The organism is Citrobacter sp. Cu096, from assembly GCF_030332285.1.
Classification (GTDB): Bacteria; Pseudomonadota; Gammaproteobacteria; order Enterobacterales; family Enterobacteriaceae; genus Citrobacter; species Citrobacter meridianamericanus.
In genome coordinates this window covers 20,308-41,959 of the sequence record NZ_JAOWID010000028.1, presented here as the reverse complement: position 1 = coordinate 41,959, position 21,652 = coordinate 20,308, and the positions used below count along the sequence as shown (strand labels likewise).

At 55.0% G+C, this 21,652-nt stretch carries 22 protein-coding genes; 5 read left to right on the top strand and 17 right to left on the bottom strand.

The window, feature by feature from the left end; genetic code table 11:
- Positions 1 to 81 precede the first annotated feature (81 nt).
- Positions 82 to 2,346 (top strand): hybrid sensor histidine kinase/response regulator, encoded by a 2,265-nt coding sequence (locus OGX99_RS12375; RefSeq protein WP_151218039.1) that lies wholly within the window; start codon positions 82 to 84, stop codon positions 2,344 to 2,346.
- Between the two features lie 69 nt (positions 2,347 to 2,415).
- The gene (yjdP, locus tag OGX99_RS12370; protein ID WP_151218038.1) at positions 2,416 to 2,745 is read left to right on the top strand and encodes a DDRRRQL repeat protein YjdP; all 330 of its coding nucleotides are present in this window, start codon (positions 2,416 to 2,418) and stop codon (positions 2,743 to 2,745) included.
- Positions 2,746 to 2,869: 124 nt separating this feature from the next.
- Here the strand turns inward: yjdP and phnP are convergent, their stop codons facing one another.
- The 16 genes from phnP to OGX99_RS12290 all read right to left on the bottom strand — a co-directional run bounded on the left by phnP (position 2,870) and on the right by OGX99_RS12290 (position 14,609).
- Positions 2,870 to 3,628, bottom strand: coding sequence for a phosphonate metabolism protein PhnP (gene phnP, locus OGX99_RS12365; protein WP_151218037.1), 759 nt, complete (start codon positions 3,626 to 3,628; stop codon positions 2,870 to 2,872).
- 8 nt (positions 3,629 to 3,636) lie between these two features.
- Entirely contained in the window at positions 3,637 to 4,071 is a 435-nt protein-coding gene (phnO, locus tag OGX99_RS12360) for an aminoalkylphosphonate N-acetyltransferase (protein ID WP_151218036.1), read from the bottom strand.
- Entirely contained in the window at positions 4,058 to 4,612 is a 555-nt protein-coding gene (phnN, locus tag OGX99_RS12355) for a ribose 1,5-bisphosphokinase (RefSeq protein WP_151218035.1), read from the bottom strand. Before phnN ends, phnO begins: the two co-directional genes overlap by 14 nt.
- A gap of 2 nt (positions 4,613 to 4,614) precedes the next feature.
- Entirely contained in the window at positions 4,615 to 5,751 is a 1,137-nt protein-coding gene (gene phnM, locus OGX99_RS12350; RefSeq protein ID WP_151218034.1) for an alpha-D-ribose 1-methylphosphonate 5-triphosphate diphosphatase, read from the bottom strand.
- A complete protein-coding gene (phnL, locus tag OGX99_RS12345; RefSeq protein ID WP_151218033.1) occupies positions 5,748 to 6,428 on the bottom strand; it encodes a phosphonate C-P lyase system protein PhnL in 681 nt (226 codons plus the stop codon). Before phnL ends, phnM begins: the two co-directional genes overlap by 4 nt.
- A gap of 9 nt (positions 6,429 to 6,437) precedes the next feature.
- Positions 6,438 to 7,196 carry a phosphonate C-P lyase system protein PhnK gene (gene phnK, locus OGX99_RS12340; RefSeq protein ID WP_003844769.1) on the bottom strand — a complete coding sequence of 253 codons (759 nt, stop codon included), beginning with the start codon at positions 7,194 to 7,196 and terminating at the stop codon, positions 6,438 to 6,440.
- Positions 7,193 to 7,984, bottom strand: coding sequence for an alpha-D-ribose 1-methylphosphonate 5-phosphate C-P-lyase PhnJ (phnJ, locus tag OGX99_RS12335; protein WP_247605068.1), 792 nt, complete (start codon positions 7,982 to 7,984; stop codon positions 7,193 to 7,195). The genes phnK and phnJ overlap by 4 nt, the downstream gene beginning before the upstream one ends.
- A 46-nt stretch (positions 7,985 to 8,030) precedes the next feature.
- Positions 8,031 to 9,098, bottom strand: a complete 1,068-nt coding sequence (locus OGX99_RS12330) for a carbon-phosphorus lyase complex subunit (protein ID WP_187253963.1) — start codon at positions 9,096 to 9,098, stop codon at positions 8,031 to 8,033.
- The gene (phnH, locus tag OGX99_RS12325) at positions 9,098 to 9,682 is read right to left on the bottom strand and encodes a phosphonate C-P lyase system protein PhnH (protein ID WP_151224624.1); all 585 of its coding nucleotides are present in this window, start codon (positions 9,680 to 9,682) and stop codon (positions 9,098 to 9,100) included. Before phnH ends, OGX99_RS12330 begins: the two co-directional genes overlap by 1 nt.
- Complete coding sequence (phnG, locus tag OGX99_RS12320) at positions 9,679 to 10,131, bottom strand: phosphonate C-P lyase system protein PhnG (protein WP_286543686.1); 453 nt, start codon at positions 10,129 to 10,131, stop codon at positions 9,679 to 9,681. The genes phnH and phnG overlap by 4 nt, the downstream gene beginning before the upstream one ends.
- On the bottom strand, positions 10,132 to 10,857 hold the full coding sequence (gene phnF, locus OGX99_RS12315; protein WP_151218028.1) for a phosphonate metabolism transcriptional regulator PhnF: 726 nt from the start codon (positions 10,855 to 10,857) through the stop codon (positions 10,132 to 10,134).
- A 20-nt stretch (positions 10,858 to 10,877) separates the two neighbouring features.
- Positions 10,878 to 11,657 carry a phosphonate ABC transporter, permease protein PhnE gene (gene phnE, locus OGX99_RS12310; RefSeq protein ID WP_003841119.1) on the bottom strand — a complete coding sequence of 260 codons (780 nt, stop codon included), beginning with the start codon at positions 11,655 to 11,657 and terminating at the stop codon, positions 10,878 to 10,880.
- Positions 11,658 to 11,725: 68 nt separating this feature from the next.
- Complete coding sequence (gene phnD / locus OGX99_RS12305; RefSeq protein WP_187253962.1) at positions 11,726 to 12,742, bottom strand: phosphonate ABC transporter substrate-binding protein; 1,017 nt, start codon at positions 12,740 to 12,742, stop codon at positions 11,726 to 11,728.
- A 24-nt stretch (positions 12,743 to 12,766) separates the two neighbouring features.
- Entirely contained in the window at positions 12,767 to 13,555 is a 789-nt protein-coding gene (gene phnC / locus OGX99_RS12300) for a phosphonate ABC transporter ATP-binding protein (RefSeq protein ID WP_151218026.1), read from the bottom strand.
- 132 nt (positions 13,556 to 13,687) lie between these two features.
- Positions 13,688 to 14,134, bottom strand: coding sequence for a VOC family metalloprotein YjdN (gene yjdN, locus OGX99_RS12295; RefSeq protein ID WP_151218025.1), 447 nt, complete (start codon positions 14,132 to 14,134; stop codon positions 13,688 to 13,690).
- A gap of 139 nt (positions 14,135 to 14,273) precedes the next feature.
- Complete coding sequence (locus OGX99_RS12290; RefSeq protein WP_096758651.1) at positions 14,274 to 14,609, bottom strand: zinc ribbon domain-containing protein YjdM; 336 nt, start codon at positions 14,607 to 14,609, stop codon at positions 14,274 to 14,276.
- A gap of 540 nt (positions 14,610 to 15,149) precedes the next feature.
- On the opposite strand from OGX99_RS12290, the gene crfC reads away from it, so the two are divergent.
- Positions 15,150 to 17,507 carry a clamp-binding protein CrfC gene (gene crfC / locus OGX99_RS12285; protein WP_210905459.1) on the top strand — a complete coding sequence of 786 codons (2,358 nt, stop codon included), beginning with the start codon at positions 15,150 to 15,152 and terminating at the stop codon, positions 17,505 to 17,507.
- Positions 17,504 to 18,397 (top strand): diguanylate cyclase regulator RdcB family protein, encoded by an 894-nt coding sequence (locus OGX99_RS12280; protein ID WP_151218024.1) that lies wholly within the window; start codon positions 17,504 to 17,506, stop codon positions 18,395 to 18,397. Before crfC ends, OGX99_RS12280 begins: the two co-directional genes overlap by 4 nt.
- 30 nt (positions 18,398 to 18,427) lie before the next feature.
- Here the strand turns inward: OGX99_RS12280 and kdgT are convergent, their stop codons facing one another.
- Positions 18,428 to 19,426, bottom strand: a complete 999-nt coding sequence (gene kdgT / locus OGX99_RS12275; protein WP_151218023.1) for a 2-keto-3-deoxygluconate transporter — start codon at positions 19,424 to 19,426, stop codon at positions 18,428 to 18,430.
- A 693-nt stretch (positions 19,427 to 20,119) separates the two neighbouring features.
- Between kdgT and proP the strand changes: the two genes are divergently transcribed.
- On the top strand, positions 20,120 to 21,622 hold the full coding sequence (gene proP / locus OGX99_RS12270; RefSeq protein WP_151218022.1) for a glycine betaine/L-proline transporter ProP: 1,503 nt from the start codon (positions 20,120 to 20,122) through the stop codon (positions 21,620 to 21,622).
- Positions 21,623 to 21,652: the final 30 nt, after the last annotated feature.

The following is a 21,652-nucleotide window of genomic DNA, read 5'->3' as shown; positions in this document are numbered from 1 at the left end:
GTCCATCACAGGAATGTAAATGCAAAATGTCAGAAGCCGTTCATATTTGTCATATTGCGATTTTTCTTCACGGAGCGTGATATGCCGCAACCGGGACGTCACTTTTTCGCCAGTGCGCGTGGACGATTGCTGTTCTTTAATCTGCTGGTGGTGGCGGTCACGCTGATGGTGAGCGGCGTGGCGGTGCTGGGGTTTCAGCATGCCAGCCAGATCCAGGAACAGGTGCAGCAGCAAACCGTTGACGACATGACCGGCAGCATGAACCTGGCCCGCGATACGGCAAACGTGGCGACGGCGGCAGTGCGACTGTCGCAAGTGGTCGGCGCGCTGGAATACAAAGGTGAAGCGGAGCGGCTGCAGGAGATGCAGCGGGCGCTGAAGCAGTCGCTGGAACAATTGGCCACCGCGCCGCTGGCTCAGCAAGAGCCGGTGCTGGTCGAGCGAATTATCCAACGCAGCCAGGAGTTACAAAGCAGCGTGGAAGGTATGTTGCAGCGCGGACAGCAGCGGCACTTTGAACGTAACGCGCTGCTCAGTTCGCTGTATCAGAATCAAAGTTATTTACGTCACCTGCAAAAGCTTATCGGCACGCAGGATGACGTACAGCTGGGACAAATAGACCGCTTAATTGTGGCTGCCATTGAAACCCCCACGCCGCGTTCGGTGATCAAACAACTGGACGAAGTGATGCCCACGCTGCCTCTGCAAACCAGCAATCTTCTGATTACCAACATCCTCAGCGATTTCAACCTGGAGCTGCATAAGCTGGGGCCGCTTTCGTCCGCGCTGGAGCAGAGCGATCTGGCGATCAGCTGGTATATGTTCCACATCAAAGCGCTGGTGGCGATTCTCAACAGCGATATCAACCAGTATGTCTCGCAGGTGGCGACTATCTCCGAACAGCGGGTGGCGCAAAGTCATCAGGAACTGCAATCCGGCGCGTTATTTATTTTGTCATTTGCGCTGCTGGCGGTGGTGATCACCGGTTTTGCCGGGTGGTATATCTACCGCAATCTCGGTTCTAACCTGACGGCTATTTCGCGGGCGATGACCCGGCTGGCGCATGGGGAATCAGACGTCAGCGTCCCGGCCCTGCAACGGCGCGATGAGCTGGGTGAACTGGCGCGCGCCTTTAGCGTCTTTGCCCGCAATACGGCGTCGCTCGAACACACTACCCGGCTGCTGAAAGAAAAAACCACGCAGATGGAAATCGACCGCACCGAGCGTCAGGGGCTGGAGGAAGCGCTATTGCACAGCCAGAAACTGAAGGCAGTGGGGCAACTGACGGGCGGATTAGCCCATGATTTTAATAACCTGTTGGCGGTCATTATTGGCAGCCTGGATTTGGTGGACCCGGATTCTCCCGACGCGCCACGGGTCAATCGGGCGCTGAAAGCCGCCGAGCGCGGGGCGCTGCTGACCCAGCGGCTGCTGGCCTTTTCGCGCAAACAGTCGTTGCATCCGCATGCCGTTGAGCTGAAAACCTTGCTGGAAAATCTCGGCGAACTGATGCGCCATTCGCTCCCCTCCATGCTGACGCTGGAAATTGAGGCCCAGTCTCCGGCCTGGCCCGCCTGGATTGACGTTAGCCAACTGGAAAATGCCATTATCAACCTGGTGATGAACGCCCGTGATGCCATGGACGGGCAGGTGGGTACGATAAAAATCCGTACCTGGAATCAACGGGTCACGCGCAGCGACGGACGTAAGCAGGATATGGTGATGCTGGAGGTTGCCGATCAGGGAAGCGGGATGTCACAGGAGGTGAAAGCTCAGGTCTTCGAGCCGTTTTTCACCACCAAACAGACCGGCAGCGGCAGCGGATTAGGCCTGTCGATGGTCTACGGTTTTGTGCGCCAGTCTGGTGGTCGGGTGGAAATCGAGAGCGCGCCGGGGCAGGGAACCACGGTCCGGTTACAGCTTCCCCGCGCCGTTGTGCCGGTACAGATTCAGGCAGAGCCGATAGCGGAACATGCGGCGAACTGCGGTGAAAAGCTGGTACTGGTGCTCGAAGATGAGGCCGACGTGCGCCAGACGCTGTGTGAGCAGTTGCATCTGCTGGGGTATCTAACGCTGGAAGCCGCCAACGGCGAGCAGGCGCTGCATATGCTGGCGGCTTCATCCGAGATTGATATTTTTATCAGCGACGTAATGCTGCCTGGAGGGTTAAGCGGTGTGGATGTAGTCAACTATGCGCTGAAGCACTACCCTCAGCTAACAATTCTGCTGATTAGCGGTCAGGATTTACGCCCGGCGCATAACCCGGCGCTGCCTGACGTGGCGCTACTGCGTAAACCTTTTACCCGAGGAGAGCTGGCGCAGGCGCTGCGACTCGCACGTAATTGAGATTCCTCCGCTACCCGCGCGAATACGCTTTGATTACCGTGGGGTGAGTTTCTTGATGAGGCGGGTTTTATGCAACGCTCCCTGACATTCTTTCTTTTCAGTCTGCTAATGATTACCACCGTTTCGGCGCAGGCCGATATTATCGATGATGCCATCGGCAATATTCAGCAGGCGATAAACGACGCATACAAACCCGATAACGGGCGGGATTACGACGACGCCCGCGACAATGGTTGGGAACGCCAGATGAGTGACGATCGGCGCAGGCAGTATGATGACCGGCGACGTCAGTTTGAAGACCGGCGTCGCCAACTGGATGACCGTCAGCGCCAGCTTGATCAAGAACGGCGTCAGTTAGAAGACGAAGAACGCAGAATGGAAGAAGATTACGATCGTTAACTGTAACTATCTAAATGTAAGAATATTTTATCCCCTGTAAGGGATATAGCTGTCAGCTCAACATCTCGCCATTTTATGTTAATACATGCACTTGAGTACAGTGCATGTATGCATTGCAATCTCTCTACTCCAGCATAATTTCCATTCCGTCATAACCGGCCTCAAACCCTGTGGGGAGCGGGTTATCCATCATCCACAGGTCGAACTGATGGCTGATATGCGTCAGGATCACCCGTGGACAGCGGATAACGTCGTTCAACGCGATAACGGTATTTAAATCACAGTGATTGCGCGGTGGCTCGCTACGCGGAGCGTGACTGCAATCGATGATAATCACCTGTGGCTGATTGTTATGAAGAAACCTCAGCGTTTTGTCGGGCAGTCCGGCGGTATCAGTGAGCCATGCCACGCGGCTGTGTGCGGTCTCCAGCAGATAGCCAAACGTCAGCTTTGAATGATTGAGCGGCAGCGGCGTTACCTGTAATCCTTGCAGGTCGAACACCTCAAACGGCGCAACGGTATGGCCAAAATCGAGGAGACCGGAATGCTTAAACAGATCGTCGCAACCCTGCTCATCCGGCGGGCCGTATACCGGGATGGTCGCCCCTACGCCCCAGCGCAGCGGAAACAGCCCCTGCACGTGGTCCATATGATAATGAGTGAGCAGAAACTGCTGGAAGCTGCCCGCTGACCAGTCGTCCATCAGATGCGGGATCCCTGCATCCAGCAGCGTCACCGCATTGTTGAATTTGACCACCCCGCTACAAGGGCGTCGACGATATTGCGCCTGTAAGCGTGCTCGTTGGCAGGCCGCGCAGTCACAGCCAAATGCCGGCACCAGCTGCGCGCCGCCCGTTCCCGTCAGCGTAATGGTCAGACTCATGGCTCCCCCTACAACGGTTTGGTGAAGCGAAAATGGCTCATGGTATAGCCTTCGCGCTGATAAAAACGGTGCGCGTCAAGGCGTTGGGTGCTGGTGGAAAGTTCGGTTATTTCCGCGCCCGCTTCGCGCGCGGTGGCTTCGGCCCAGGCCAGTAACTGGCTGCCAACGCTTAGCCCTCGCGCCTGCGGCATCACCACCAGCTCCTGGATCTCGCCAATCCAGTTGGCGTGGTGCAGATGAAACTGCAGGTGCAGGCCGATCAACCCCACGACTTGTCCGTCAAGCAGCGCCAGCTGGTAGTGCATATTGGGATCCTGCAGATTAGCGGCGTAACCAGCGCTAAAAGCCTGCAGGTCGAATTGACCCTGCTTCAACTCACAGACAAGCGCGTAAACTGCATCGGTATCGTAGAGCGTGGCGCGGCGTAATTCACAGACAGACATGTTTCTTCTCCTTGCGTCCCATCAGTGTGAGTAGTGTAGCGACAGACTGTAGCAAACTACCATCGTTGTTCAGGACGTGGCAGTCATACGGCGCATAGCGCGCCGCGCGTTCAAGGCGGGCGGCGATTTCCGTTTCGCTCTCCCGCCCACGTGCCTGCAGGCGCTGGCGGAGAATTGCCGGAGAAACCTGTAAGCAAATGGGGAGTAAAGAAGCGCCATAGCGACTTTGCGCCTGGGGCAGATGCGCACGTGAGCCGTTGACCACCACATCAAACCCGGCGTGCAGCCAGAGGTCTATCTCCACGCCTACGCCGTAGTAGAAGCCGTTGGCATGCCAGCTCAGCGCCAGCAGGTTCTGCCCGGCGCGGGTAAAAAACTCTGGTTCGCTCAGCGCAATATGATTTTCATTTCCTGCGTTGGCGGCGCGGGTGATGTAGCGATGTGCCACCAGCAGTTGTGCAGGTTCCTGTAGGCGGAGTTCCGCCAGCAGACTGTCCTTACCGGAGCCGGACGGCCCCATCAGCCAGATCAGTTTAGCCATAGTCAGAATACCCTTTTGCCCTGACGCCAGACGTGGTCGATATGGATGTTGCCGTCTTTGCGATGCGCCAGCACCAGATCCGCGCGTTTCCCTTCGGCAATAACGCCGCGATCGTCGAGATTTAATGCCCGCGCCGGATTGTGGGTCACCAGACGAATGGCCTGTTGCAGCGTAAAACGGTTGGCCTCATCGTCCGCCACGCGAAACGCCGCATCGAGCAGGCTGGCGGGATAGTAGTCGGAGGAGAGAATATCCAGCAAGCCCAGCTCAGCCAGTTTATGCGCCGCCACGTTGCCGGAGTGAGAACCACCGCGCACGATGTTTGGCGCGCCCATCAGCACGTTCATGCCATGATGGCGCGAGGCCTCTGCAGCAGCAAATGTGGTAGGAAATTCGGCGATCACGCTGCCAAGTTGATGCGATTCCAGCACATGATCGCAGGTTGCGTCGTCATGGCTCGCCAGCGCAATCTGGCGCTCACGACACATCTGGGCAATCGCCGTGCGATTGGGCTGTGACCAACGCGCCGCCAGCGCTAACTGTTCTTCTTCATAGCGGGCCATCTGCTCGTCGGTGAGCGAATATTTGCCCTGATAATACTCGCGGTACTTTTCTCGATTGGCGAACTGGCGCTGGCCCGGCGAATGATCCATCAGTGAAACCAGCGTCACCGGCTCGCGCCCGACCAGTTTTTCAAACAGCGGCAGTGTAGTGTGGTGCGGCAATTCGCAGCGCAGATGCAGGCGGTGTTCGGCGCGATTGACCCCGCGTTTTTGCGTTTCTTCCACGGCGTTGATCATCTTCTCCAGATTTTCCAGCCGATCGCCGCCGTCGCGCACGTCGCCAATCGCCACCGCATCCAGCACGGTAGTAATACCGCTGGCGACCATCAGTGCGTCGTGGCTGCTCATCGCCGAGTGGGCTGGCCAGTCTACCTTCGGGCGCGGGGTGAAAAACTTGTCGAGATTGTCGGTATGCAGCTCGATAAGTCCTGGCAGCAGCCAGCCGCCTTCGCCGTCCAGCGCCTCTGGTAAACGGCTCTGACTCTCAGTAAAGGCGCGGATAATTCCGTCCTCAATTTCCAGCGATCCTTGCACCACGTCATCTTCCAGCACCAGCTTTACATTATTGATAATCATGCTGTTGTTCCCATCAGGTGCAGGCGATCTGCTACGCGATCGCGCACGGTTTGATCGTGAAATATGCCGACAATTGCCGCGCCGCGCGCTTTCGCTTCTTCAATCAATGCGACAACGGCGGCACTGTTTTTGGCGTCCAGCGAGGCTGTAGGCTCATCGAGCAGCAGAATCGGGTAATCGACGATAAACCCGCGGGCGATGTTGACGCGCTGCTGTTCGCCACCGGAAAAGGTCGACGGTGCGAGATGCCACAGTCGTTCTGGTACGTTCAGGCGGGTAAGAAGATTGGCCGCTTTGGCGGTGCACGCCTCACGAGGTACACCCAGATCCAGCAGCGGTTGCATCACCACATCCAGCGCGGAAATCCTTGGGATCACGCGCAGAAACTGGCTTACCCAGCCGATGGTTGAACGGCGAACTTCCAGCACTTTGCGCGCCGGAGCCTGAACCAGATCGACCCATTCATCGCTGTGACGAATGTGGATGTGTCCTTCATCCGGCAGGTAGTTGGCGTACAGCGAGCGCAGCAGCGTAGATTTACCGCTGCCGGAATGACCGTGCAGCACTACGCATTCGCCATTTTTTACTTCCAGCGTGGCGTTTTGTAGCACCGGCAGACGTACGCCGTTTTGCTGATGCAGGACAAAAGTTTTACTGACGTTTTCAACGCGAATCATTTGAGCCTCTTAGTTCTGCAGTACGGACGACACCAGCAACTGGGTGTACGGATGGTGCGGGTCGTCGAGCACGCGGTCGGTTAACCCACTTTCCACCACCTGACCCTGTTTCATCACCAGCAAACGGTCTGCCAGCAGACGCGCCACGCCCAGATCGTGGGTGACAATCACCACCGCCAGATCCAGTTCCACCACCAGGCCGCGCAGCAGGTCCAGCAGCTTGGCTTGTACGGAAACGTCCAGCCCTCCGGTGGGCTCGTCCATAAATACCAGTTTGGGATGGGTGACGAGGTTGCGGGCGATCTGCAGGCGTTGCTGCATGCCACCGGAAAAGGTGGTTGGCAGGTCGTCGATACGCGAGGCGGGGATCTCCACCTCCTCCAGCCAGCGCTGTGCGGTGGCGCGGATGTCGCCATAGTGACGCGCGCCGGTGGCCATCAGGCGCTCGCCGATGTTGCCACCGGCGGAGACCTGACGGCGCAGACCATCCAGCGGATGCTGGTGCACCACGCCCCATTCGGTGCGCAGCAGACGGCGACGATCGGCCTCGTTCATGCCGTACAGCGAGCGGTTCTGATACAAAATCTCACCGCTCTGTGGCGTCAGCCGTGAAGAGATCGATTTCAGCAGTGTGGTTTTGCCCGAGCCGGACTCGCCGACGATACCCAGCACTTCGCCAGGCCACAGGTCAAAAGAGACATCGCTGAAGCCTTTGCCCGGCGCGTAGAGATGAGTCAGGTTGTTGACTGAAAGCAGCGGTTGCGTCATTTGCTGAGGGCCTCGCTCTGTTGGCGGCAGTAGTCAGTGTCGGAGCAGACAAACATGCGTTTACCGGTGTCATCGAGCACCACTTCATCGAGATAGCTGTGGGTTGAGCCACAAATGGCACAGGGCTCATCCCAGCGCTGTACGGTAAACGGGTGATCGTCGAAATCGAGGCTTTCCACGCGGGTGTAAGGTGGTACGGCATAGATGCGCTTTTCGCGGCCTGCGCCAAACAGTTGCAGGGCCGGCATCATGTCCATCTTCGGGTTGTCGAATTTCGGGATGGGCGACGGGTCCATGACGTAGCGGTCATTGACCTTCACCGGATAGGCGTAAGTGGTGGCGATATGACCGAAGCGGGCAATATCTTCATACAGTTTCACCTGCATGATGCCGTACTCTTCCAACGCGTGCATGGTGCGGGTTTCCGTTTCGCGCGGTTCGATAAAGCGCAGCGGTTCGGGGATCGGTACCTGGAAGATAATGATTTGATCTTCCACCAGCGGCGTTTCCGGGATGCGATGGCGGGTCTGGATCAGCGTCGCGTCTTCCGTACGCTCGGTGGTATTGACCCCGGTTACGCGTTTGAAGAAGTTGCGAATCGACACGGCGTTGGTGGTGTCATCCGCGCCCTGGTCAATCACCTTCAGCACGTCTGGTTCGCCAATCACGCTGGCTGTGAGCTGAATACCGCCCGTTCCCCAGCCGTAAGGCATCGGCATTTCGCGACCGCCGAACGGTACCTGGTAACCGGGGATCGCCACCGCTTTCAGAATTGCACGGCGGATCATGCGCTTGGTCTGCTCATCAAGATACGCAAAGTTATAGCCGGAGAGGTTAGTGGTCACGGGTAGACTCCTGTTGCAGGCGTTTGAGCAGTTCCAGCTCGGCCTGGAAATCGACGTAATGGGGAAGTTTGAGGTGCGATACAAAACCCGCCGCCTCGACGTTATCCGCATGCGCCAGCACGAACTCTTCGTCCTGCGCCGGTCCCGTGACCGTCTCATCGTAATCGGCTGCCTGTAGAGCGCGGTCCACCAACGCCATCGCCATCGCTTTGCGCTCGCTCATGCCGAACACCAGTCCGTAGCCGCGGGTAAAATGGGGGGAATCGTTTTCCGGCGCGACAAAACCGTTGACCATTTCGCATTCAGTCATCAGCAATTCGCCGACGTTCACCGCAAATCCCAGCTCTTCCGGGACGGTTTCCAGTGCCACATAGCCGCTGCGGATTTCGGCGGCAAACGGATGATTGCGCCCGTAGCCGCGCTGGGTGGAGTAGGCCAGCGCCAACAGATATCCCTCGTCGCCGCGCATCAACTGCTGCAGGCGTGAAGCGCGTGAACAGGGGTAAACCGGCGGCGTGCGGGTGATGTCATCGGGTTGAGCGCCGTCGTCCTCTTCGCGCTTTGCCAGCCCCTGATTAGCCAGCAGGGAAAAAACGTGCGGGGAGGCATCTTGTTTGCTATCAGCGGTGCGCAGTGGCGGCGTTTCGCCATTGGCCAGCAGGGTAAAATCCAGCAGACGATGGGTGTAGTCGTAGGTTGGACCCAACAGTTGCCCGCCGGGAATATCCTTGTAGATGGCGGAAATACGTCGTTCGAGGTGCATCTCGGCGCTGTTTACCGGCTCGCTCACCGCCACTTTTGCCAGCGTAGTGCGGTAGGCGCGTAGCAAAAAGATAGCTTCTACGCTATCGCCGCTGGCCTGTTTGAGCGCCAGTGCCGCCAGTTCACGATCGGCGATGCCGCCTTCGGTCATTACCCGGTCGACGGCCAGGTTCATCTGCTGTTCGATTTGCGCCACGCTCAGTTCAGCAATGGTCTCATCGCCCCGGCGTCGGTTTTCTTGCAGGGCGTGGGCGTTGGCTATCGCCTTCTCGCCCCCTTTGACGGCGACGTACATCAGCACACCTCCACATGGGTGGTTCGCGGAATAGCCAGCAGGCGCTCGCCGCAAGTGAGGATCAGATCGACTCCCAGCGGGAACGGGTGCGGACGCTCGGTGAGTTCGTGAATCAGGCATTCCGGCAGTTGCGGCGCGATCATGCGCTCTTCAGCGATACCGGCCCCGGTCAGACGCAGCATGCGTCCGCCGCTTAAGCCAGAGATTTGCACAATCAGCGTGGCGCTGGTTTCTGGCGCGACGGCGGAACCGGCAGAGAGGGCGTTTAGCTGTTCGCTGCTAATGTGTCCGTCGGCGACGGCAAAGGCTGCCAGTTGCGGCTGATCCACCAGCGGCGCGTTGGTGTGAAAACGCAGGTTCTGTCGGGCGATATCGTTATCCATCGACGGTGCCAACCAGACCGGCGTGTCGCCGTCAACCAGGGTCAGCAGCACGCTGGTGGTTGCCAGGCCCAGCGGCTGCCAGCCGTGTTTCAGTTGATGCAGGGCGACGATGACGCCCGGTTCGCTCATGGCTTTCAGCAGGCGACGAAAGCTCTGCTGAGCATCCTGAACGGGTAAATTAAATGCGGTCTGTAAGGTCATGCGTTATCTCCGCGTACCAGCGTGAAGAAGTCGACCCGGCTGGCGTTGACTTCGGCACGGCGTGCGCTAATCAGCGCCTCGCGTTCCGCTTCCAGCGGGGCAATTAAGGTTTCCATTAGGTTCTGGAAATGCGTTTGCTCCTGCAGCAGTGCGTCAATGACTGCGCACTGCTCGGCATGGCGTTTGTTGCGTCCCAGCAGGTAGCCGTAACCCAGCGTGCCGCTTTTCAGGCGTATTACTGCACGGGTAATCGTGATGTCACCGGCAAAGAAGCGGTTGCCGGTGCCGCCCATGCGGGCCTGGATCTGCATCAATCCGCATTCAGGTGCGCGGATGAGTTCATAGTCCGGCGTCAGTTTGAGCGCGTTGATGCGGGCGTTCAGGGCATCGGCATTGCTGTAAGCCAGCGCGCGCATCCAACGCTGGCGGGTGGCGGTATCGAAATGCATTCAGTGCTCCATAGTGAATTCGATCATGTCGGCGCGGGTCAGGCTGACGGAATATTCCGCCGCGTGTTCTTCGCCTTCACGGTGGTTCAGGGTGCGCACGCACAGCAGCGGCGCCATATTGGGGATTTCCAGTACCTTGCTCTCTTTGGCCTGTGCGCGGCGGGCGCTGATGCGCGTCTGCGTCCGTAGCAGCGTCAGACCGGACCGTGCGTGCAGGTAGTCGTGCAGTGAGCCGCTGTTGAAGTCCTGCAGCAGCGGCCACAGCGTGAGGTCGGAAAAATAGTGGTCGATCTGGCACAGCGCGATGCCGTTTACCCGGCGCAGAGTGCGCAAATGAATCACGTTATCGCCCTCGTTAATGCTGAGCGCGTCGGCAATGTGGCCGGAGGCCGGGCGCAGTACCGCCAGCAGTTTTTCGCTGGTGGGATGACTGCCCTGGTCCAGCAGGTTCTGGCTAAAGCGCGCCTGAGCATTGAGCGGGTAATCGAATGGGCGCATCAGCACCAGTACGCCGACGCCCTGGCGACGTTGAACCCAACCGCGATCAACCAGCTGGTCAATGGCGCGGCGCAGGGTGTGGCGGTTAACATCAAAACGCGCGGCAAGCTGATGCTCGGCGGGCAGATAGTCGCCGCAGCGGTAATGTTGACGTAGCTCCTGCTCAAGTCTCGCGGCAATTTCCTGATAACGCGTTGGATAACTGGTCGGATGTGTAGACAAGTGCATAGCAATCAATGCCTCGTTAATCAGATAAAGTGCTTACGCAAACGCTGGGAAAGGAAATCCAACAGGCTGACAGTGACGATGATTAACACCATCAGGGCGCAGGTTTGCTGGAACTGAAAGCCGCGAATCGCCTCCCATAAGGTCACGCCAATACCACCTGCGCCCACCATGCCGACTACCGTGGCCGAGCGAACATTGGATTCAAAGCGATACAACGAGTAGGAGATCAGTAGCGGCATGACCTGTGGCAGAACGCCGTACAGAATCTCTTCAATTTTGTTGGCTCCGGTGGCGCGAATACCTTCTACCGGACCCGGCTCAATGGCTTCTACCGCTTCGGAAAGCAGCTTGGAGAGTACCCCTGTGGTGTGGATAAACAGCGCCATCACCCCGGCGAATGGCCCTAACCCGACGGCGACCACGAACAGCATGGCGAAAACCATTTCATTGATGGCGCGGCAGGCGTCCATCAGGCGACGCATCGGCTGGTAAATCCACCACGGCACGAGATTGTCGGCGCACATCAGGCCGAAGGGAATCGACAGCACCACGGCGAGGGCGGTCCCCCAAACGGCGATTTGCAGAGTGACGGCCATTTCACCGAGATAGTCCTGCCACTGGCTGAAATCTGGCGGGAAGAAGTCGGCGGCGAAGGTCGCCATATTGCCGGAATCCTCGATCAGCGTGAGCGGGGCCATTTCGGCACCTTTCCACGAGACCACCAGTACGGCGAGAAGAATGGCCCAGCTCAGTAGTGAGAACCAGCTACGTTTGGGCGGGGCAACGGTGATGGTTTGCATGTTTGACTCCGTTGGAACGTGTATTTGCGTGGCAGGCCGGATAAGCGCAGCGTCATCCGGCCCACAAATCACTGCACCGCTTTGCTGACGCTGGTCATGGCTCCCAGGGCTGCGGTCAGACGGTCCAGGTCGTCGAGCTGCGCTTTCAGCGCCGAGGTTTTGCTGGTTTTCTCTTCCTCGTTCAGCCCTTTGTTGTCCTTCACGCTCTGCATCTCTTTAAACAGCGCCAGTTGGCGAATCGGCACCAGCTGTAAGTCGCTGGAGGCACGGAACGGCGCCCATCCCAGGCGTTCCAGTACGGTTTTCTGTTCCGGCGTTTTGCCGTAATTCATAAAGAAGTCGTACACCTTGTCCTTGGTGTTTTCGGAGAGATTTTTACGCCAGACGATCGGATCGCCCGGAATCAGCGGTGACTTCCAGATAACTTTCAATTCTTTTAGTTTGTCCGGCGCGGACGTTTTCAGCTTGTCGAGGTTTTCGGTGTTGTTGGTGGCGACATCGACCTGTTTGTTGGCGACGGCCAGAGCGTTGGTTTCGTGCCCGGCGTTAACGGTGCGTTTGAAGTCGCTGGCGGAGATGTTGTTTTTGGCGAAGACGTAATAACCGGGAACGAGGAAGCCTGATGTCGAGTTTGGATCGCCGTTGCCGAAGGTCAGATCCTTACGTTTGGCGATCAGATCGTTCAGGTTATTGATCGGACTGTCTTTGTTAACGATCAACACGCTCCAGTAACCCGGGGATCCGTCGGCGGCGACGGTCTGGGCAAACACTTGCCCGTTAGCGCGATCCACCGCTTCCATTGCCGAGAGATTGCCGTACCAGGCGATATCCACTTTGTTAAAGCGCATGCCCTGGATGATCCCGGCGTAGTCTGGCGCGAAGAAGGCGTTTACCTTCACGCCCAGCGATTTTTCCATGTCCTTCAGGAACGGTTCCCACTGTGGCTTCAGGTTTTGCTGTGATTCGGTCGAAATAATGCCAAAGTTCAGCGCTTTCTCTTGCTCCTCGGCAAATGCTGGACTGAGCAGAGTACTGACGCTGAACATGCCGGTGAATGCCAGCGCGGCAACAGCCTTGTAATTCATGTTTATTCCTCAGTTCGGACAAAGTTAAGCAGCCTGCGCGTTCTGTTCGACGCGGTTCATGCTGCGGTAAAGATGGTCAAAACGATCGTTATCAAAATGCTGGCTGCTGCCATCAAAGAAGACGTTGCCCTGGCGCAGCGCGACAATGCGTTCGCAGTAGCGCAGGGCGTAATCCACCTGATGCAGCGTGACGACAACGGTGATGCCGTCGGTCTGGTTGATGTCGCGCAGGGTGTCCATCACGATGCGTGCGGATTCTGGATCCAGCGAGGCAATAGGCTCGTCAGCAAGGATTACTTTTGCCTGCTGCATTAACGCGCGGGCAATCGCGACGCGCTGCTGTTGCCCGCCCGAAAGCGTGGAAACGCGTTGGTAGGCAAAGTGCGCCATGCCAACGCGGGTTAACGCTTGTAATGCGCGCTGTTTCTGCTCAGCGGTAAACCAGCTAAAACAGGTGCGCCAGAACGGCGTGCTGCCGAGCGCGCCAATCAGAACGTTCTCTAGCACCGTCAGGCGATTCACCAAATTGAACTGCTGGAAGATGTAGCCGGTGTGGGCGCGACTTTTGCGGATATCGCGCGCCAGGCGGCCTTCATGTTGAACGGTGCGACCCAAAAGTTCGACGTGGCTACCGGGTGATTTATCACCGACGATCAAGCCGCTTAAATGACGTAAAAGGGTGGATTTGCCGGAGCCAGACGGCCCAAGCAGAGCCACCATCTCACCGGAACAGATGTTCAGATCAACCGCATTAAGCGCCTGATGTTGATTGAAGGATTTGGAGAGTTTTTCGACGCGAATAATCGTTTGCATGTTGCGGCCTCCCTAAAAAAGTGGCCCCATCGTGGCGGATCAATGTGACGTTTTCGTTAAGGGATGGTTACTTGGCGATGAAGAGTTGAGCGATATTTGATGACAGTACGGGAGGGTTGGCCTCCCGTTTGATTACTCGGATAGCGGCTGCTGTTTGACGACGTTGATCATCCACGGGACACCATACTGGTCACTCACTTTACCGAAACCGTGGGCCCAGAAGGTTTCCTGCCAGTCCATTTCGATTTTTCCGTTTGCTGCCAGGTTATCAAACCAGCGTTTACCTTCGTCGACGTTTTGCGTGTCGAGCACTAGCGTAAAGCCGGAGTAGTGGGCATTTCCGTCAGGGGCGCTATCGCTCATCATGATGTCGCTGCCCGCAACGCGCAGGTTGGCGTGGGCAATGGCGGTATCAGGGAATTTCATAGCGGAAGGGCAGCCTTCTTCACTGTCCTGCGCCGATTTTGGCATTTCACTGAAGTTGATTTTGTAGAGCAGCTCAGCGCCTAACGTTTTTTGATAGAAAGCGATAGCGTCGGCGCAGTTGCCTGCAAAGGAGATATAGGGACTTAACGGCATAATCTTTACCTCAGGTAAAAGAAACCAGTTAAGTGTAGTTATCGTCTGCATAAACAAACCAGGCGGGAAGTATGAGCTTCCCGCCTGGTTGATGAGCTGGTGTAGGCCTGACGAGCGTAGCGCCATCAGGTAATTTGCATCAGTTCTTTTTCACAAACTCAGATTTTAGCTTCATTGGACCAAAGCCATCGATTTTGCAATCGATGTTGTGGTCGCCTTCAACCAGACGAATGTTTTTTACTTTGGTCCCGATCTTCAGCATGGAAGAGCTACCTTTTACCTTCAGGTCTTTCACGACGGTAACGCTGTCGCCGTCGGCCAGCAGGTTGCCGTTGGCATCTTTAACGATCAGTTCGTCGCTGTCGTGAGCCGGTTCAGCATCGTTCCATTCGTGAGCGCATTCCGGGCAGATGAACATGCCGTTATCTTCGTAAGTGTATTCGGAGTTGCATTGTGGGCAGTGCGGTAATGACATGTGGATTTCCTCAAAAGTCAGCAGGGGCAAATGCGCCCAAAAAATGGCAGATTGCCGAAAAAGGCCGCAATTATACATAAAATCCCTGCTTTTGTCGGGACTACTGCGCAATTAAGCAAAATGATCTGCTGTAAAGACCCCTTGCATTAACCTCAATGAAAGTATGGCGGAATATTTTTTAAGGGAAATTGCTACGCCAGGTTATTTAAGATAAGGTGAGGCGAAATATCTGATATTCATAGGTAACATCGCCTGGGGATGTCTAAGTCATTGTGATTAAATATCTCATACCCCCTTAATTTTAGTAGGGGGATTAAGCTGGCATTTTTTAAAACTGAACTACGCTGTTTATCTTTCTTACTTATTACATAAGTGAGAGGCTTCATGCCAGCGGTTGTACGTCAAAATTATTTTAATAATATCAATTGGTTGTTTTGATTTTAATTATTTCCACACGTAATTATAAAAGCCAAAAAATCTATAAATAAAACGATTGGGCTAAATAAAAGTAATGTTATTTGCGTTAAGGAAAGATTTTCCATGCACACACAGACAATATATGAATTAAGTCAGGAAGCGGAACGCTTGCTGATGCTTTCGCTTGAACATCTCAGGCAATTGCAAACATTGCCTATAACGTCGTTAGATGATGTTGCGCTAAAACAAGGAGAGCATAGCAGACAGGTGGTCCAGCCCCTGCATTTCAGCGCGCGTGGCATGGATGTCCAGCAAGCAACACTCAACAATGAGCTGCGCAAGATTACGCGTCTGGAGATGGTGCTGGCGATTGTCGGCACTATGAAAGCAGGGAAGTCGACGACGATTAACGCAATTGTGGGGACCGAAGTTTTACCTAATCGTAATCGCCCGATGACGGCGTTACCGACGCTAATCCGCCATACGCCGGGACAGAAGGAACCGGTTCTGCATTTTTCACATGTCGCGCCGATCGATGCTTTGATGAAAGTTTTACAGCAGCGCGTGCGCGAGTGCGATCGCCAGCGTCTTACGCAGACCCTGGAGATTGATAAGGATATGAATCTCCTGCTGCAACATATTGAAAATGGTGTCGCATTTGAACGCTATTATCTTGGCGCACAGCCTATTTTCCATTGCCTTAAAAGCCTGAATGACCTGGTGCGTTTGTCAAAGGCGCTGGAGGCTGATTTTCCTTTTGCCGCTTATGCCGCGATTGAGCACATTCCGGTTATCGAGGTTGAATTTGTCCATTTAGCCGGACAGGCGAGTTATCCGGGACAATTAACCCTGCTGGATACGCCAGGGCCGAATGAGGCCGGGCAACCGCACTTACAAAAGATGTTGAATGAACAGCTGGCGCGGGCTTCCGCGGTACTGGCGGTGTTGGATTACACCCAACTGAAGTCTATTTCTGATGAAGAAGTGCGTCAGGCGATTATGGCGGTCGGAAAGTCAGTGCCGCTGTATGCGCTGGTGAACAAATTCGATCAGAAAGACCGCAACAGTGATGATGAAGAGCAGGTGCGGGCGCTCATTTCCGGTACGCTGATGCAAGGGGGAATTGCCCCAGAGCGAATTTATCCGGTTTCTTCTATGTGGGGTTATCTGGCGAACAGGGCGCGTCACGAGTTGATGACCCACGGGCGGTTGCCGGATCATCAGGTGCAACGTTGGGTACAGGATTTTGCCGAAGCGGCGCTTGGCAGACGCTGGCACACCACCGATCTTGAGGATATGGAGCACATCCGTCATGCCGCCGATCTGTTGTGGGAGGATTCTTTGTTTGAGCAGCCGATCCAGAAAGTGATTCACGCCGCTCACGCCAATGCTTCGCTGTATGCGCTACGCTCAGCGTCGCATAAGTTATTGAACTATGCGCAAAGCGCGCATGAATACCTGGAGTTTCGCGCCCACGGGTTAACGGTCGCCTATGAAAAGCTACGGTTGAACATCACGCATATTGAAGAGGATATGCAGCAGTTAGAAGTGAGCCAGGGGCGGGTGAGCGATGAAGTCAGTCATGAGGTAGAGCTGACTTTGGCGGCTGCCGCGGCCTATCTCAGTGAGCAACAGACCGAGATTCTTCGCAGTATCAACACGTTTTTTGTCAAAGAAAACGTTCTGATGATGTCTCGGCATGGCCTTGGAGCTGGCGTTTCCTCGGTAGAAATGGCCGGAGAAATGCTGGTGCTGCATGATGAAGGGCAGGCGAAAATCGTGCTGGATAAAATACGATCGTCCTGTGAGGTCGTATTGCTGGCAGCGCAGGAAAGTATGAGTCGGGATTTAGCTCTGCGCTTTGAGCAGCTTGAGTCGACGCTGTCCCGGGCGCTAAACGACGCTATGCGCCCTATTGAGCAGCGGGTGAAAGAGGAACTTAATCATGCTGGTTTTCGTGCGCGGATCCGTTTTCCGGCGTTTCATACGGCGATGTTTAACTTCAATACCCGCCAGTTGTTTAACGAGGCCATTGAACAGGATATTCCGGTAGAAAATCCGCCGTCGACTGGTGGCGCGGTGCGGGATACGTTCTCTCGCTGGCTGAATCAACCCAACTGGGGATGGAATGATTACGTCGAAACAAAAACGCGTTATCTCATTGATATGGGAGCTCTGCATAAAAACCTTGTGCACTACGTCACCCAGTTTTGCCAACAAATTCGTAAAGCTTTAGCGGCTCAGGTCGATATTTCCGTTACGGCAGGCATGGCCACGTTTTTTGCTGACTTTTCACTGTGTTTGACGCAATTACAGGCGAGCCTGCGTGAGAGTCTGACCCTGCGTCAGCAAAATGAATCTGCGGTGAATGCCCTGAACGAACAACTGCAGCATTGTATTACGACTGCGGCATGGCTTTATGAAGATTCCCGCTTGCTGCGCGACGATATCAATACCCTTTTTGCAACCGAGCACACATGACTAACGTGTTACTGGAAGGCCCCGGGCGGACGCTGGAGTGTGTCTACCCGAAGTTTATGGTCGATCTGGTTCAGGGAGATGAAACCAAACGTTCCGGCGGTTTTCTGCAACAGCAGCAGCGCCTGCGAGCACGCCTGACGCAGGAGGTGTTATCCCAGACGCAACTGCGTGCGTGGGTAATGGCGGGCGTGTCCAGCGAGCATCTGGTGATGCGGCTAAAGCTGGTGGAAAAACTGGCTGGCATGATTGACCCGGGTCATCTGGCGCTGGTACGCATTGCTGAAGGGCTGATGTGTTTACAACAAACTGAACACCCGCGTGGACTTTCCACACCTGGTCTTGTGCAGCAGATCAGTTCGCTTGCTGACTGGTTTACCCAGCGCGGCGCTTATAAAGAGAAGGCGGTGACGCAACGCGGTCTTACAGTTCAGGCGGGCGAACACAGCGAGCAAATTTTTACCCGCTGGCGGGCTGGCGCGTATGACGGTTGGTCGTTACCTGGACGCTGTTTTGTCGCGCTGGAGGAACTGCGCTGGGGGGCCTTCGGTGACGCTTGCCGGTTAGCGAATGCCGATGTGGTGTCAATGCTGAAAGACAATCTGCGTACGATGGCCGCTCAGGCGCTGGCGGATAGCGTGAATGCGGCGCCCGCCACGCGTCATTACTATCATCATTGGCTCAGTACGCCAGCCATTGGTGGCTCAGTAGAGCATCACGATATGTTGAGCTGGCTGGGGGACTGGTGCGATGCGCAACGCCATCCGGTGAGCTGGTCGGTGACGCAGCGTTGGCAAAATGTGGCTCTGGGAATGCCGAGATTGTGTTCGGCGAAGCGGCTGGTCGATGCGATGGTTGAGGAGATTTTCGCACCGCCCCAGCTCATCAGTTGAGCAGGGGCGGTAAGTGAAGCAAAGGCAGGCTTAGTGGTGCAGTGAGTCTGCCGAGGTAGCCACCGTCTCGTTGGCGACCTGGTTTTTATTAAAATGTTTGGCATACAACGCGGTGATAATCGGCACCAGAATGGCGGTGACAATCACGCTGGCGGCAACCAGTGCCGTAGCGGATGCGGCAACCGGTTCAAATGCCGGGTTGATCTGGGCGATAATCACCGGGTTTGCCACCGCAGCGCCTGCGGCAGAAGAGGCTGCCACGCCCGCCGTACCGTTTCCGCCGCCAATGACGCGGTCAGCAATAATCAGCGGGATACCGGTGATGACGATAACCGCGACACCCAGCAGAATGCCCAGCAGACCAGTATCAACGATGACGCTCAGGTTAATCGTGTTGCCCAATGCGAAGCCGAAGAACGGGATCAGCACTGGGGTAGCTTTGCTGAAGAAGGCACGAAGATCGTGATCCAGGTTACCCAACGCAAAACCAATCAGGAACGGTAATACCGCGCCGACAAAATGGTGTGGCTCGAAAGAGGCCAGGCCCGCAGAGCCGAGGATCACCATGGTCATTAACGGACCGGATTCCAGAGACATCAATACAAAGGCGCCAGACTCTTCTTTTGTTCCGTACTGGTTCATCAGGCTGGCGTACAAACCGCCGTTGGTCATGTCCATCGCTGAAACAATGGCCAGTACGGATAGACCGGCAAAGAACCCGGTTTGAATACCGGTATCAGGAATAAATGAAGCGGCAATCATTGCCACTGCCCATGCCACGGCTATTTTGGTTAATACCAGCGTGCCGGATTTGCGTAATACCGTACCGGTTGCCCGTAAATCAATAGATGCGCCGATACAAAAAAACCACACAGCCAGAATTGGCACCGTTCCGCTGATCATACCTTTAGTAAACGAACCGAAATACGCGCCGGTATCCGGAGCTAACGTATTTAACACTGCGCCTAATAACAGAGGAATCAACATCATTCCGCCGGGGATGCGTTCAATCGTGGCTTTAATTTTCATAAACGTCCTCATGTCTTGTCGCAGCTAATACTCGCGAAAGAAAAAATTAATAAATTCAAATGTTTATTCGGATCTTTTAACAAAGAAAACCACTATCTCTTTGTTTTATAAAATCTAACGCGGCATACGTTGAGCGTGTTGCTGCTCCCAGGGATATTGCGTCTGGAATTAGTTTGCATTCATGGGAACATTGATTCAATCAAAATAAAACGATGTTTTAGTTATCTTCATCACATATTCTGAGCAAAAAACCTTAAACGCCATGATTATTAAAAAAGCTGTGATCTTTTTGTGAAGGGATGTAGTGTTTTTTTTGCTAGCAGAATAATAGTGACTATTGTGATTGTTGGTGAAATAAAGCGATGTATTCTTAAATTCCATTGTCAAAAAAGCGCAAGCGTGACATGTAAAAAATCTGACTCAGAATGAGCTGATTTACACATGTTGACGAAATGAAAATTTATATGTGAAGTTGATCACAAATTTAAACACTGTTAGGGTAAAGAGGTCATTAACCGCCCAATCAGGCGTCAACAGGTTCGGTTGTATAACCCTTAACCAGGGTGTGTAAGTAAACCTGCTACGCTTGTTACAGGGAGTGCGCTTGTGCATTCCCCGCTCGGCGATGACCTTGACGCATGCGGCGTTGAGACTCGACTGGAGCGTGACAGGGCTAAGTCTACGAGGACTGGTATGCTTAAAAGGAAAAAAATAAAACCAATAACGCTGCGCGACGTTACCATCATTGATGATGGTAAACTGCGGAAAGCCATTACCGCGGCGTCGTTAGGTAATGCGATGGAGTGGTTTGATTTTGGTGTTTATGGGTTTGTTGCTTACGCATTAGGTAAAGTGTTCTTCCCGGGGGCTGACCCCAGCGTGCAGATGGTTGCCGCACTCGCTACTTTCTCTGTTCCCTTTCTGATTCGACCGCTTGGCGGATTGTTCTTCGGTATGCTTGGCGATAAATACGGTCGTCAGAAGATCCTCGCCATCACCATTGTGATTATGTCGATCAGTACCTTCTGTATCGGTCTCATTCCTTCATATGCCTCGATTGGTATCTGGGCGCCGATTCTGCTGTTGCTGTGTAAGATGGCGCAGGGGTTCTCGGTCGGTGGGGAGTACACCGGGGCGTCGATTTTTGTCGCAGAGTACTCGCCAGACCGTAAGCGCGGATTTATGGGCAGTTGGCTGGACTTCGGCTCGATTGCCGGGTTTGTGCTGGGTGCGGGCGTGGTAGTCCTGATCTCAACTGTCGTCGGCGAAGAAAACTTCCTTGAGTGGGGCTGGCGTATTCCGTTCTTCCTTGCGCTACCGTTAGGGCTGATTGGCCTGTACCTGCGTCATGCGCTGGAAGAAACGCCGGCGTTCCAGCAGCACGTGGATAAACTGGAGCAGGGCGATCGACAGGGTCTGCAGGAAGGTCCGAAGGTTTCGTTTAAAGAGATTGCGACCAAACACTGGCGCAGCCTGCTGGCGTGTATCGGGCTGGTTATTGCTACCAACGTCACCTATTACATGCTGCTCACCTATATGCCGAGCTACCTGTCGCATAACCTGCATTACTCTGAAGACCACGGCGTGTTGATTATTATCGCCATCATGATTGGTATGCTGTTTGTACAGCCGATTATGGGTTTGCTCAGTGACCGCTTTGGACGCCGTCCGTTTGTGATTATGGGCAGTATTGCGCTGTTTGTGCTGGCCATTCCGGCATTTATCCTGATCAACAGTAACGTCATTGGCCTGATTTTCGCCGGGTTACTGATGCTGGCGGTGATCCTCAACTGTTTTACCGGGGTGATGGCGTCAACGTTACCGGCGATGTTCCCGACGCATATTCGCTACAGTGCGCTGGCCGCCGCGTTTAATATCTCGGTATTGGTAGCCGGTCTGACCCCGACGCTGGCCGCATGGCTGGTGGAAAGCTCGCAGAATCTGATGATGCCAGCTTATTATCTGATGGTAATTGCGGTGATAGGTTTAATTACTGGCGTGACCATGAAAGAAACCGCCAATCAGCCGTTGAAAGGGGCCACGCCTGCCGCGTCGGATATTCAGGAAGCGAAAGAGATCCTTGGCGAGCACTACGACAATATTGAGCAGAAAATTGAAGACATCGATCAGGAAATTGCAGAGCTGCAACTTAAGCGTACGCGCCTGGTGCAGCAGCATCCGCGTATTGATGAGTAGTTTTCATGGCTTAAGGTTGGCTTAATATCC

Bases quoted from the DNA above. Each gene is read 5' to 3' on its own strand.
- OGX99_RS12375 (WP_151218039.1), top strand. From the start codon at position 82: ATGCCGCAACCGGGACGTCACTTTTTCGCCAGTGCGCGTGGACGATTG.
- yjdP (WP_151218038.1), top strand. From the start codon at position 2,416: ATGCAACGCTCCCTGACATTCTTTCTTTTCAGTCTGCTAATGATTACC.
- phnP (WP_151218037.1), bottom strand. From the start codon at position 3,628: ATGAGTCTGACCATTACGCTGACGGGAACGGGCGGCGCGCAGCTGGTG.
- phnO (WP_151218036.1), bottom strand. From the start codon at position 4,071: ATGTCTGTCTGTGAATTACGCCGCGCCACGCTCTACGATACCGATGCA.
- phnN (WP_151218035.1), bottom strand. From the start codon at position 4,612: ATGGCTAAACTGATCTGGCTGATGGGGCCGTCCGGCTCCGGTAAGGAC.
- phnM (WP_151218034.1), bottom strand. From the start codon at position 5,751: ATGATTATCAATAATGTAAAGCTGGTGCTGGAAGATGACGTGGTGCAA.
- phnL (WP_151218033.1), bottom strand. From the start codon at position 6,428: ATGATTCGCGTTGAAAACGTCAGTAAAACTTTTGTCCTGCATCAGCAA.
- phnK (WP_003844769.1), bottom strand. From the start codon at position 7,196: ATGACGCAACCGCTGCTTTCAGTCAACAACCTGACTCATCTCTACGCG.
- phnJ (WP_247605068.1), bottom strand. From the start codon at position 7,984: ATGATCCGCCGTGCAATTCTGAAAGCGGTGGCGATCCCCGGTTACCAG.
- OGX99_RS12330 (WP_187253963.1), bottom strand. From the start codon at position 9,098: ATGTACGTCGCCGTCAAAGGGGGCGAGAAGGCGATAGCCAACGCCCAC.
- phnH (WP_151224624.1), bottom strand. From the start codon at position 9,682: ATGACCTTACAGACCGCATTTAATTTACCCGTTCAGGATGCTCAGCAG.
- phnG (WP_286543686.1), bottom strand. From the start codon at position 10,131: ATGCATTTCGATACCGCCACCCGCCAGCGTTGGATGCGCGCGCTGGCT.
- phnF (WP_151218028.1), bottom strand. From the start codon at position 10,857: ATGCACTTGTCTACACATCCGACCAGTTATCCAACGCGTTATCAGGAA.
- phnE (WP_003841119.1), bottom strand. From the start codon at position 11,657: ATGCAAACCATCACCGTTGCCCCGCCCAAACGTAGCTGGTTCTCACTA.
- phnD (WP_187253962.1), bottom strand. From the start codon at position 12,742: ATGAATTACAAGGCTGTTGCCGCGCTGGCATTCACCGGCATGTTCAGC.
- phnC (WP_151218026.1), bottom strand. From the start codon at position 13,555: ATGCAAACGATTATTCGCGTCGAAAAACTCTCCAAATCCTTCAATCAA.
- yjdN (WP_151218025.1), bottom strand. From the start codon at position 14,134: ATGCCGTTAAGTCCCTATATCTCCTTTGCAGGCAACTGCGCCGACGCT.
- OGX99_RS12290 (WP_096758651.1), bottom strand. From the start codon at position 14,609: ATGTCATTACCGCACTGCCCACAATGCAACTCCGAATACACTTACGAA.
- crfC (WP_210905459.1), top strand. From the start codon at position 15,150: ATGCACACACAGACAATATATGAATTAAGTCAGGAAGCGGAACGCTTG.
- OGX99_RS12280 (WP_151218024.1), top strand. From the start codon at position 17,504: ATGACTAACGTGTTACTGGAAGGCCCCGGGCGGACGCTGGAGTGTGTC.
- kdgT (WP_151218023.1), bottom strand. From the start codon at position 19,426: ATGAAAATTAAAGCCACGATTGAACGCATCCCCGGCGGAATGATGTTG.
- proP (WP_151218022.1), top strand. From the start codon at position 20,120: ATGCTTAAAAGGAAAAAAATAAAACCAATAACGCTGCGCGACGTTACC.